Origin of the sequence: Acidovorax sp. (genome assembly GCF_046341535.1) — a bacterium.
Classification (GTDB): domain Bacteria; phylum Pseudomonadota; class Gammaproteobacteria; order Burkholderiales; family Burkholderiaceae_C; genus Acidovorax.
On sequence record NZ_JBKDRI010000078.1, the window covers coordinates 37,429 to 48,505 of the forward strand.

Consider the following 11,077-nt stretch of genomic DNA (forward strand, 5'->3'; position numbering starts at 1 on the left):
CTTGTGGCCCGATCTCCCCAAGCCCCTCTGCAGGCACCAATTGGAAACCATTCGCTAATGACCACGATCCGCGTAAAAGAAAACGAACCCTTTGACGTTGCCCTGCGCCGTTTCAAGCGCACCATCGAAAAGCTCGGCCTGCTGACCGACCTGCGCGCCCGCGAGTTCTACGAAAAGCCGACCGCCGAGCGCAAGCGCAAGAAGGCAGCCGCCGTCAAGCGCCACTACAAGCGCGTGCGCAGCATGCAGCTGCCTAAAAAGCTGTACTAAGCACAGCTTTGGCCCAGTCCTTGACTGGACGACAGCCGCCAAACCCGCGCTAGGGACGCCAAGCGCGGGTTTTCGTTTTTGGGGTTCGCCAAAAGGCTTTCTGGCGTCGTTGCAACGCCTTGCCGTCGCAGCACGGCTGTCTGCGGCGTGAGCGCCTGGCCAGAAAGCGTTTTGGCAACCCCCCGTTCTTGTCTAACACCAACCAAGGAAGCCGCCATGAGCCTCAAGGACCAGATCACCGAAGACATGAAAGCCGCCATGCGCGCCAAGGACAGCGAGCGCCTGGGCACCATCCGCCTGCTGCAAGCCGCGATGAAGCAAAAGGAAGTGGACGAGCGCATCGTTTTGGACGATGTGGCCGTGGTGGCCATCGTGGACAAGCTCATCAAGCAGCGCAAGGACTCCATCGCCGCCTTCGAAAGCGCAGGCCGCCAGGACCTGGCCGACAAGGAAAAGGCCGAGATGGCCGTCCTGCAGGCCTACCTGCCTGAGCGCATGTCAGCCGATGAAACCCTCGCCGCGGTAAAAGCCATCGTGGCCGAGCTGGGTGCATCGGGCCCGGGCGACATGGGCAAGGTGATGGGCGTGGTCAAGACCCGCCTGGCCGGCAAGGCCGACATGGGCCAGGTGTCGGCTGCCGTGAAAGCGGCGTTGGCGGGCTGATTGGCCCCTGCACCACCGCGTCAAGGCCGGTCTATTTCTGATCGCTTCCCGCGCTTACCAGACGGCTGGTCTCGCTCCTGGGGGCCTGCCTGTTGACGATCTCGCCGGGGTTTACAAGATCGACAACTGGCTCTCACAGGCGGAGGTGCCATCGTTTTCACTGCCGCGCCCCGGGTGCCGACCGGGTATCGGCAGGCTCATACGAAATAAATTGCTACTATATTTATAGCAACTTATCAATATGCAGCGAGCGCTGGTGGCTAATTTCACTGCAATTTTCGTATCCCCAGGGCAGGCGCATCGCATCGGTCGCGCCGTGAACCACTGGCCGACTGCGATACCATCAGGTTTGTTTCGCGACCTGATCGTATCGTATGAAAACCCGGTATTCCATTTCTCGGCTGGCGGCGCTGGTACTGGCCAGCGCAGTCGCTGTGTTGCTAGTGGGTTGCGGCTCTACCCGGCCACCTGAAGGTATTGAGGCTGTTGCCCCCTTCGACCTGGGTCGATACGAAGGCACCTGGTACGAACTTGCACGGCTCGACCACCGTTTTGAGCGCGGCATGAACGACGTGAGCGCCACCTACCAGCGCCAGCCCGACGGTAGCGTGCGGGTCATCAACCGCGGCTACGACGAAGGCAAGAAGGAATGGCGCGAGGCGGTGGGCAAAGCGCTGTTCACCGGCAGTTCGCAAACAGGCTCGCTCAAGGTGTCTTTTTTTGGCCCGTTTTACGGCGGCTATCACGTCGCGGCGCTCGATAGCGACTACCGCTGGGCCATCGTGGTCGGGCCCGACCGCAGCTACTGCTGGATTCTGTCGCGCGACCGGCAGATGCCCCCCGCCCTGCGTGAGCAGCTCATCACGCGCGTGGCGCAGCTGGGCATCGATCCGAAGGCTCTTATCTGGGTGAGCCACCAACGCACAGGCCCCAAACCATGATCACTGCCGCATACCTTCCAGTGGCCGTCATTGGCGCCGGACTCTCCGGTTTGTCATGCGCGCACCGGCTTCTGGATGCGGGGTACACCGTCCACCTGTTCGACAAGAGCCGGGGCCCTTCGGGCCGCATGAGCACCCGCCGCGCCGAGGACACTGCGGGCTTGTGGCAATGCGACCACGGCGCCCAGTATTTCACGGCGCGCGACCCGGCCTTTCGCGCCGAGGTGGCACGCTGGGAGGCCGCAGGCGTCGCCAGCCTGTGGGATGCGCGCCTGACAAGCTTCGATGGAAACACCTGGTCTGCACCAACCACCCCGCTCGAACGCTTTGTGGGCACGCCTCGCATGACATCGCCAGCCGGATGGCTTGCGTCCCGGCTGGGCGAGTCCGGGACGTTGCGGGTGCAAACGACCGTGCAGCGTCTGGAGCACAGCGCAAAAGGCTGGAAGATCGAGTCCGTCGAACACGGGGTGCACGCCCCCACCTACGGTGCCGTGGTATTGGCCGTGCCCGCACCGCAGGCGGTGCAGTTGTTGACACCGGTATCGTTTCCGGCCGTGGAGGTGGCCCAGAGTGCGCAGATGCGCGGCTGCTGGGCTGTCATGCTGCGGTTTGCGGCTCCGCCGCCGCTGGGCTGGGAAGGGGCATTCATCAACGCAGGCCCGCTGCGCTGGGTGGCACGCAATAGCAGCAAGCCCAGACGCAAAGGCCAGGAGACGTGGCTGCTGCACGCCAGCCCCGAATGGAGTGAGGCCCACATCGAAGACACCGCCGAGTCGGTGACGGCCGCCCTGGTCGACGCGTTTCGCGCGCTGGGCGGGCCGCCTCCGCTGGCCGCCACAGCCCACCGCTGGCGTTATGCAGACACCGAGCCGCCGCTGACCATCGGCTTCTGGTGGGACGAGACCGTGAAGCTGGGCCTGTGCGGAGACTGGCTGCACGGCGGCAAGGTGGAGGGCGCCTGGCTGAGCGGCCAGGCCGTCGCCAGCCGGATGATCAGCCCACGGTAAAGCACGCCTGCGCTCGCACCGAGCGCCGCGAGGTGGTTCGGCGCGTCCATCCCGGGCGAAGCTTGTGACCCAGTAACACCCATCGACCCGCCCATGCGCAAGAAACAAGACCTTCCTCAAAAGATCTGCCTGCACTGCGGCCTGCCGTTTCGCTGGCGCAAAAAGTGGGACAAGGTCTGGGACGAGGTGAAGTACTGTTCGGAGCGCTGCCGCAACGAGCGCAAACGCATGGGGAAAAGCGCCGCATGAGCACCGTGCTGTTTTGGTTTCGCCGCGACCTACGCCTGCACGACCAGCCCGCACTGGTCGCGGCGCTGCGCTGTGGCGCCACCCATTTGATTCCCGTGTTCTGCCACCCGCCGCCCGATGAGGCGACCCGCTGGGGTTTTGCGCGGGTGGGAATACATCGCCGCGCCTTTGAGCAGGCGGCGGTGCAGGCGCTGGGCACGCGCCTGGCCGGGCTGGGCAACCCGCTGGTACCGTTGCATGGCAGCGCCGCCACCGAAATCCCTGCCCTGGCCCGGCGGGTGGGCGCGAGCGTGGTGGTGTGTGAAGACATTGCCGTACCCTATGAACAGGATGAGGTGGCAGCCCTGCGCGCCACGGGCGTGCAGGTACACGCTGTGTGGAACAGCAGCCTGCTGGATCCGGGCGACCTGCCCTGGGGGCCACAGGAGCTGCCGGGCGTCTTCACCGCATTCCGGCAGGCAGTGGAGCGCAAGGGCGTTCAGCCACCGCAGCCGCTGGAACCGCCCAAAACGCTGCTGCCTCCACCGCCCCATGACCTGCAGCCGCCTGCCCCCACCGAACCCGCCTACAGCGCGGGCGCCACCGACACCCGCTCGTCTTTCCCCTACGGCCTGAGCGCGTTCCACGGCGGCGAGGATGCCGCGCGCGCCCATCTGGCGCAATACCTGGCGCGCAAATTGCCGCACAGCTACAAGGCCACGCGCAACGGTCTGACCGGTATCGACTATTCGAGCAAGCTCTCGCCCTGGCTGGCCTGCGGCGCGCTGTCGGCACGGCAGGGGATGGCCGAACTGCGGGCGTTTGAACAAAGCCACGGCGCGAGCGATGGCAGCTACTGGCTGTGGTTCGAACTGCTCTGGCGCGACTATTTCCGGCTGCTGCACCTGCAGCACGGCCGCGCGCTGTACCGTGCGCGCGGCCTGTCTGCGCTGCCACCACCCACCCACAACGCACAGGGCTTTGCCCGCTGGTGCGAAGGCCGCACCGGCGAGCCCCTGGTCGATGCCGCCATGCGCGAACTATCGACCACCGGCTACCTCAGCAACCGGCTGCGCCAGGTCGCGGCCAGCTACCTTATCCACGACCTGTACGGCGACTGGCGTGCCGGCGCGGCATGGTTTGAATCGCAACTGCTGGACTACGACCCCTACAGCAACCAGGGCAACTGGCTGTATATCGCCGGGCGTGGTACCGACCCACGAGGTGGCAGGCGCTTTAACCCGCAAAAGCAGGCACAGGACCACGACGCCGACGGCAGCTACCGCCGCATGTGGAGCGCCGCATGACGGGTGACACCGAAGCCCTGCCCGCGCGCGCACACACACTGCGCCTGGTGCTGGGCGACCAGCTCAACCCGGACCACCACTGGTTTTCCAGCCGCGACGACGGGGTGGTGTACCTGCTGATGGAGGTGCGGCAAGAAACCGACTACGTACTGCACCATGCGCAAAAAATCCTGGCCCTCTTTGCCGCGATGCGCGACCTGGCGCGGCAACTGCGCGAGGCAGGACATCGCGTGCGGTATGTCGCCATCGATGACGCCAGCAACCGGCAATCCATCCCGGCCAACCTGCAGGCGCTGATGGCCCACTACCGCGCCAACCGGCTGCAGTACCAGCAGCCCGACGAATGGCGGCTCGACGCACAGCTGCGCGAGTGGGCCGCCACGCAAGCGTTTGCGGTGGAAGCGGTCGATAGCGCACATTTCTACACCACGCGCACCGAGGTGGCCGAGCTGTTCACAGGCCGCAAGCAATGGTTGATGGAGAGCTTCTACCGCCGCATGCGCACCCGGCACGCGGTGCTGATGGACGACGCTGGCGAGCCCGAGGGTGGGCAATGGAACTTTGACCACGACAACCGCAAGCCCTGGCCCGGCACGCCCGCCCTTCCCGCCGACGCACGGCCCACCCACGACCACAGTGCGCTGTGGGCCCGCATTGAGGCAGCGGGCGTCAAAAGCTTTGGCAACCCGCATGCAGCGCAACTGCGCTGGCCACTGAACCGGGCTGAGGCGCTGCAATGGCTGGACCACTTCATCGACACCACACTGCCCCACTTTGGCGCCTATGAAGACGCCATGAGCACCCGCGGCGAGCGCTTGTTCCACTCGCTGCTGTCCTTCGCGCTCAACACCAAGATGCTGGGGCCGCAAGAGGTGGTGCAGCGCGCCGAGATCGCCTACCGCGCAGGCAAGGCCCCCCTGGCGGCGGTGGAGGGGTTCATCCGCCAGATTCTCGGCTGGCGCGAATACGTGCGCGGCATCTACTGGGCGCAGATGCCGGGGTACGACGGGCGCAACGCGCTGGGCCACACCACGCCGCTGCCCGCATGGTTCTGGACCGGCCAAACCCGCATGCGCTGCCTGTCGCACGCGGTAGGCCAGTCGCTCGACGGTGCCTACGCCCATCACATACAGCGGCTCATGGTGATCGGTAACTTTGCGCTGCTGGCCGGGCTGGACCCCGCAGCCGTACACCGCTGGTACCTGGGTGTGTACATCGACGCCTTTGAATGGGTGGAGTTACCCAACACCCTGGGCATGAGCCAGTTTGCCGACGGCGGCCTCCTGGCCACCAAGCCCTATGTGAGCAGCGCAGCGTACATCGACCGCATGAGCGACTACTGCAAGGGCTGCGCCTATGATCGCAAGCAGCGCACGGGCGAGTCCGCCTGCCCCTTCAACGCACTGTACTGGGACTTCTTCCTGCGCCACCAGGGCACGCTGGGCAAGAACGTGCGCATCGCCCTGGTGTACCGGCAGTTGCAGAAGATGCCGGATACCGACACGGCCGCCATCCGGGCACAAGCGAAGGCGCTGCTGGGTCGGCTGGACGATCTGTGACGGCTTACGCAGACCGCGCCCAGCACCGCCCGATGGCGGCCTGACGAGGCCTCAGCTACCCGCCACCTTCATGCGGTTGACCAGGATGGACCCCACGGTCTTGGCACCATGGTTGTAGGCATCGGCGCCCACGGCCTCAATGCCCTTGAGCATGTCCTTGAGGTTGCCGGCAATGGTGATCTCGTGCACCGGGTACGCAATGCGGCCGTTTTCGACCCAAAAGCCGCTGGCGCCGCGTGAATAGTCGCCCGTGACGTAGTTCACGCCCTGCCCCATCAGCTCGACCACAAACAGGCCGGTGCCCAGCTTCTGAAGCATGGCATCGAGGTTGTCACCAGGCTGGGTCAGGCGTGATGTCATCACCAGGTTGTGCGAGCCGCCGGCATTGCCGGTGGTCTTCATGCCAAGCTTGCGCGCCGAGTAGCTGGACAGGAAGTAGCCTTCCACGCGCCCACCCTGGACCACCTTGCGCGGGGCTACGCGAACGCCTTCTTCGTCAAACGGCGAACTGCCCTTGCCGCGCAGGATGAAGGGGTCTTCCAGGACATCGACATGTTTGGGGAAAACCATCTTGCCCAGCGAGTCGAGCAAAAAACTGCTTTTGCGATACAGAGAGCCACCGCTCACGGCCTGCACGAAACCGCCCAGCAGACCGGCGGCCAATGTGGATTCGAACAGCACCGGGCACTGCGTAGTGGCAATCTTGCGGCTGCCCAGGCGGCTCAGGGCGCGCTGGGCGGCATAGCGGCCCACATCCTGCGGCGAGGCCAGCTCATCGGCATTGCGCATGGAGCTGTACCAAACATCGCGCTGCATTTCAGAGTTTTTGCCGGGCAACGAGGCAATGGGTGCCACCGAAAAGCTGTGGCGCGAGCTCGCATAGCCGCCGCGAAACCCGCGCGTGTGGGCGCTGAAAAAATGGCTCTGCTGCGCGGACACGCCCGCGCCTTCGCTGTTCGTGATGCGCCGGTGCGTCTTGAATGCTGCGGCCTCGCACTCCATCGCAAGGCGCGCGGCACCCTCGCTGTCAATGACCCAGGGGTGAAAGAGTTGCAGGTCGCGATGCGTTTCGGGTGCAGCGATATCGTCGGCGTCGGGCAGGCCCGCCACGGGATCTTCGGCCGTGAAACGGGCAATGTCATAGGCCGCCTGCACCGTCTGCTCGATGGCGCGGCTGGAGAAATCAGAGGTGCTGGCGTTGCCGCGGCGCTTGCCAATGTACACGGTAACGCCCAGCGACTTGTCACGGTTGCGCTCCACGTTTTCGAGCTCGCCCTTGCGCACACTGACCGACAGGCCGCAACCCTCGGAGGCCTCGGCACCCGCGTCGGTGGCGCCCAGCTTTTTGGCGTGCGCCAGGGCGCGATCCACCAGCGCTTCAAAGAAAGGCCGGCTGTAGCTGAAGCCTTGTTGCGGAGTGTCGGAAGAGGTGGCGCGGTCAGACCCGGTGGCCCGGGCGGCGGCGGCGCGCACGGCGCCTAGGGTGGGTTTGTTCATAGCGGAGGCTATGATACTTGCCGCCGTGACGCACCTTGCTCACGGGCCCCCTTTGCCCCCAACCCATGTCACGCAAACCCAAAAAAGGCTACTTCGTGCGAGGCCAGTTCGTTGCCGAAGGCAGCGAACTGGACATCCAGCTCAAGGCCGAACTCAAAGGCACACCCGATGCCAGCCGAACCGACCTCAAGCGCGAAAGTGACGAACTGCAGGATCTGGGCAAAGAACTGCTGACGCTGCGCGCTGACCTGTTCAACGCCGTCGGGCTGCCCGACAAATTGGTGGACGCCCTGGCCGAAGCCAGGCGCATCACCAACTTTGAAGGCAAGCGCCGCCAGATGCAGTATGTGGGCAAGATCATGCGCAAGCTCGACCCTGAAGTGGTTCAGGCGGCCCGCCAGGCCCTGCAAGAGCAGCACAAGGGCTCGGCCACCGAGAAAATGCAGTTGCACCTGGCAGAGTACTGGCGCGACCGTCTGATTGCCGACGACGAGGCGCTGTCCGTGTGGATGGCAGAACACGCCGACACGGATACTCAGCAGCTTCGCGCGCTGATCCGCCAAGCCCGCAAGGACGCGCAGCCCGCCGGCAAACAGGCTAACGTACAGGTCTCGCAAGGCCTGGCACCGCGCAAGGGCCGCGCCTACCGCGAACTGTTCCAACTGGTGCGAGAGCACCTGGGCGGCCCCGCAGCGGTCGGTCACGGTCGCGGCGAAGTGGAGGATGAAGTCAATGACTGATACGCAAGAGGCCGCATCTGGCTTTGACCCGGTGCGCATCGGCATCGTCTCGGTGAGCGACCGTGCCAGTACCGGCGTGTACGAAGACAAGGGTCTGCCTGCGCTGCAGGACTGGCTCACGCGGGCCCTTTACAACCCCATCACCTTCGAGCCCCGCCTTATCCCCGACGAGCAGGATCGGATCAGCGCCACGCTGATCGAACTGGTGGATGCCGGCTGCAGCCTGGTGCTGACCACCGGCGGCACAGGCCCCGCCCTGCGCGACGTGACGCCCGAGGCCACGCTGGCCGTGGCCCACAAGGAGATGCCCGGTTTTGGCGAGCAAATGCGCCAGATCAGTTTGCAGTTTGTGCCCACCGCCATCCTGTCGCGCCAGGTTGCGGTGGTGCGAGGCCAGAGCGTGATCATCAACCTTCCGGGGCAGCCCAAGGCGATTGGGCAGACTCTTTCCGGACTACCGGCCACTCAAGCCAATCCGGCAGGCGTTCCCGGTATCTTTGCAGCGGTGCCATATTGTGTAGACTTGCTGGGCGGACCTTACTTGGAAACGCGCGAGGATGTGTGCAGATCGTTCCGCCCTAATAATGCGGTACGGCCCAGGAGGGGCTAAACCATAAAACGACCACCCTGATGCAGGCAGGTCGAGACGACCATCAGACCATCATGAGTACTCCCCCACCCAAACCATCCGGAGCCGAACGTCGCGTACAGCCCAGACGCGTGTTACGGGTACAGGCAGAACTCCATATTGCCGGTCGCCCCCCCATGTCGGTGCGCACCATGGACATCAGCGAGGGCGGTCTCAGTGTGCTGTGCTTGGTCAGTTTGCCAGCGCACACCGAGTGCGTCGTGCATCTGCCCTTGCCCGTACCGCCCAGCGGACGCAAGCCGCTGAAGTTGCGTGCCATCGTCCTGTACGCAATCCTGAGCAGCAGCGGAGGCGGGTTCCAGCTAGGGATGTCAACCCCCAACCTGGATGATGCGACCCGGGCGGCCATCCTGCTGTACATCAAGAACTGACCCTTCCGGGGCCCTCAGGCTCACGGCCGAGACGCACCGATGCAAGGTGGTCTCACTTTCCCACCAGCTCATTGAGTTTGCCAGCCTCGAACTGCTCTTTGAGGGCTGCATCGCACGGCACACAGTCCTTGGCCCCGCTATGAGAGGCCGACAGCTTCTCAATGGCCTGCCATAGCAGCGTGATCTGGTGATCCTGGGTGGCTGCGTTGTCAATCAGCCCCCGCATGGCCTGCGAGAGCGGATCGTCGTCCTGCGTGATGCCGTATGCCGTGAACTGGCGAGCTTGCTGCGACTCGGTGACGTCGGCGCTCTCGCCGACCTTGGACGGAATGATGCGCGCAGGGATGCCCACGGCCGTGGCGCCAGCGGGCACGGGCTTGATGACCACCGCGTTACTGCCAATCTTGGCGCCGTCGCCGACCTCGAAACCGCCCAGCACCTTGGCGCCCGCACTGACCACCACGTCCTTGCCCAGCGTGGGGTGGCGCTTGGCGCCCTTGTACAGGGAGGTACCGCCCAGCGTGACCCCCTGGTAAATGGTGCAGCCGTCTCCGATCTCGGCGGTCTCGCCCACCACCACCCCCATCGCATGATCGAAGAAGACCCGTTCGCCAATCTTGGCGCCGGGGTGGATCTCGATACCGGTGAACCAGCGCGCAAAGTGCGACGTGAACCGGCCGAGCCACTTGAAACCGTGATTCCAGAACCAGTGGGCCGGCCGGTGCAGCCAGATAGCGTGCAAACCTGGGTAGCAGGTGATCACCTCCCACGTACTGCGCGCAGCAGGGTCGCGGTCGAGGATGCACTGGATGTCTGAACGCAGGCGAGCGAACATGGGTGAACTCTTTGATGTAAGGCTGGCCAGTCTAGCGTTTTGGGTGCGCAGCCTCGATCATGGCTTTGGCGACACCGCGCAGGATATGGATTTCCTCCGGCGCCAACTGCGCCCGATTGAAAAGCTGGTTCAGGCGGGGCATCAGCTTCTTGGGTGCGGCCAGGTCGAGAAACCCGATGGTTGTCAGCGCCTGCTCCCAATGATCCAACATCCCCGCCACCTGGGCCGCATCCGCCTGGATGCGAGCGGGTGTTGCGTCCTGTACCTCGAATCCACCCAGCGCTAGACGCCACTCATAGGCAATGACCTGGATGGCCGCGCCCAGGTTGAGCGAGCCGAACGTCGGGTTCGTCGGAATCGACAGGGCCACATGGCAGCGGTAAACATCCTCGTTGGCCATGCCAAAACGCTCAGATCCAAACAGGAAGGCCACGCCTGTCTGCGCAGCCGATCCGGGAGATGCAGCATCGGATTGATGAATGTTTTCAGCCTTCCGCGCGGATCCCGTGGCGTCAAGATGCTCCTTATTCAATAGCATTTCGAAATGCTGGCGGGGCGCTGCCGTGGGTGGGCCGAAGTCGCGGGGGGTCATCGCCGTGGCGCAAAGGTGGCTCATGCCCTCCAGCGCCTCATCCAGCGTGGCCACGATGCGGGCGTTCGCCAGAACATCCAGCGCCCCACTGGCGCGCTGGATGGTTTCTTCCCGACGCAGCACGTTCGGCCAGCGGGGGGCGACCAGCACAAGGTCATCAAACCCCATGGTTTTCATCGCGCGCGCGGCGGCGCCCACATTGCCGGCATGGCTGGTCTGGATCAGGATGAATCGGGTCTTCATGGGTGGCACATGGCTGGAGACACAACGGCGGCTAGGAGCCTGTCGGACTTGGAAATCGTCGGCTGCAAATCGACCGCAGCGGTCCATTTTTAACCGCCTTTTTGCCCCATAGCTCGGCTATGGGGCTGCAAATTCGGCAAAAACTGTCCTCGCTCTCGCCGATTTTCGCTTT

General features: G+C 64.5%; 13 protein-coding genes. 10 read left to right on the forward strand and 3 right to left on the reverse strand.

Annotated features, from left to right (window positions below; genetic code table 11):
• Positions 1-57: 57 nt before the first annotated feature.
• The 7 genes from rpsU (at position 58) to ACK543_RS05380 (ending at position 5,978) form a co-directional block, all read left to right on the forward strand.
• Positions 58-270: a 30S ribosomal protein S21 gene (rpsU, locus tag ACK543_RS05350; RefSeq protein ID WP_007833691.1), complete on the forward strand. Its 213-nt coding sequence runs from the start codon at positions 58-60 to the stop codon at positions 268-270.
• 216 nt (positions 271-486) lie between these two features.
• Positions 487-933: a GatB/YqeY domain-containing protein gene (locus ACK543_RS05355; RefSeq protein WP_409941817.1), complete on the forward strand. Its 447-nt coding sequence runs from the start codon at positions 487-489 to the stop codon at positions 931-933.
• A 374-nt stretch (positions 934-1,307) separates the two neighbouring features.
• Positions 1,308-1,874: a lipocalin family protein gene (locus ACK543_RS05360; protein WP_409941818.1), complete on the forward strand. Its 567-nt coding sequence runs from the start codon at positions 1,308-1,310 to the stop codon at positions 1,872-1,874.
• Positions 1,871-2,884 carry an NAD(P)/FAD-dependent oxidoreductase gene (locus ACK543_RS05365; protein ID WP_409941819.1) on the forward strand — a complete coding sequence of 338 codons (1,014 nt, stop codon included), beginning with the start codon at positions 1,871-1,873 and terminating at the stop codon, positions 2,882-2,884. The genes ACK543_RS05360 and ACK543_RS05365 overlap by 4 nt, the downstream gene beginning before the upstream one ends.
• A 93-nt stretch (positions 2,885-2,977) precedes the next feature.
• Positions 2,978-3,133: a DUF2256 domain-containing protein gene (locus ACK543_RS05370; RefSeq protein WP_409941820.1), complete on the forward strand. Its 156-nt coding sequence runs from the start codon at positions 2,978-2,980 to the stop codon at positions 3,131-3,133.
• Positions 3,130-4,419 (forward strand): DASH family cryptochrome, encoded by a 1,290-nt coding sequence (locus ACK543_RS05375; protein WP_409941821.1) that lies wholly within the window; start codon positions 3,130-3,132, stop codon positions 4,417-4,419. Before ACK543_RS05370 ends, ACK543_RS05375 begins: the two co-directional genes overlap by 4 nt.
• A complete protein-coding gene (locus tag ACK543_RS05380; protein WP_409941822.1) occupies positions 4,416-5,978 on the forward strand; it encodes a cryptochrome/photolyase family protein in 1,563 nt (520 codons plus the stop codon). Before ACK543_RS05375 ends, ACK543_RS05380 begins: the two co-directional genes overlap by 4 nt.
• Positions 5,979-6,029: 51 nt before the next feature.
• Here the strand turns inward: ACK543_RS05380 and pmbA are convergent, their stop codons facing one another.
• Complete coding sequence (gene pmbA, locus ACK543_RS05385) at positions 6,030-7,475, reverse strand: metalloprotease PmbA (RefSeq protein ID WP_409941823.1); 1,446 nt, start codon at positions 7,473-7,475, stop codon at positions 6,030-6,032.
• 65 nt (positions 7,476-7,540) lie between these two features.
• Between pmbA and yjgA the strand changes: the two genes are divergently transcribed.
• Genes yjgA through ACK543_RS05400 form a run of 3 tightly spaced genes read left to right on the forward strand, consistent with a single transcriptional unit; the run spans position 7,541 to position 9,235 of the window.
• Complete coding sequence (gene yjgA, locus ACK543_RS05390; protein WP_409941824.1) at positions 7,541-8,215, forward strand: ribosome biogenesis factor YjgA; 675 nt, start codon at positions 7,541-7,543, stop codon at positions 8,213-8,215.
• On the forward strand, positions 8,208-8,825 hold the full coding sequence (gene mog, locus ACK543_RS05395) for a molybdopterin adenylyltransferase (RefSeq protein ID WP_409941825.1): 618 nt from the start codon (positions 8,208-8,210) through the stop codon (positions 8,823-8,825). The genes yjgA and mog overlap by 8 nt, the downstream gene beginning before the upstream one ends.
• 53 nt (positions 8,826-8,878) lie before the next feature.
• Positions 8,879-9,235, forward strand: a complete 357-nt coding sequence (locus ACK543_RS05400) for a PilZ domain-containing protein (RefSeq protein WP_409941826.1) — start codon at positions 8,879-8,881, stop codon at positions 9,233-9,235.
• A 52-nt stretch (positions 9,236-9,287) separates the two neighbouring features.
• Here ACK543_RS05400 and cysE read toward each other — a convergent pair whose 3' ends face one another.
• Positions 9,288-10,070, reverse strand: a complete 783-nt coding sequence (cysE, locus tag ACK543_RS05405) for a serine O-acetyltransferase (RefSeq protein WP_409941827.1) — start codon at positions 10,068-10,070, stop codon at positions 9,288-9,290.
• A gap of 31 nt (positions 10,071-10,101) precedes the next feature.
• Positions 10,102-10,905: an RNA methyltransferase gene (locus tag ACK543_RS05410; RefSeq protein ID WP_409941828.1), complete on the reverse strand. Its 804-nt coding sequence runs from the start codon at positions 10,903-10,905 to the stop codon at positions 10,102-10,104.
• Between the last annotated feature and the right edge of the window lie 172 nt (positions 10,906-11,077).